Here is a 208-nt window from a genome sequence, read left to right as displayed (position 1 = left end):
GATTTGGAGTTATTTGACTATGTCAATTGGTGGAACCACCTTCGGTTGCACGGTACACTTGGCTACGAGACACCGGTTGGTTACCGTAACCAGAAATTGGCGCAGCGAATCCTAGATAATGAGCTCGGATGTGCTAACGCTAGCGAGGCAGTCTAACTTTAACTGTTAGCTCCTGCCGAAGATCGTCACATCCGAGGAGGCTCATTGT

General features: G+C 49.0%; 1 protein-coding gene. It reads left to right on the top strand.

Going from position 1 to position 208, the window contains the following annotated elements; genetic code table 11:
- A partial coding sequence (locus DIZ30_RS13390) for an IS3 family transposase (protein ID WP_143344120.1) occupies nt 1-156 on the top strand: 156 nt, incomplete at its 5' end.
- Between the last annotated feature and the right edge of the window lie 52 nt (nt 157-208).

It is taken from the genome of Enterococcus sp. H57 (assembly GCF_003112495.1).
Lineage (GTDB): Bacteria > Bacillota > Bacilli > Lactobacillales > Enterococcaceae > Enterococcus_B > Enterococcus_B faecium.
The sequence above is the reverse complement of the archived record's forward strand: the minus strand, read 5'-3'. Positions and strand labels throughout refer to the sequence as shown.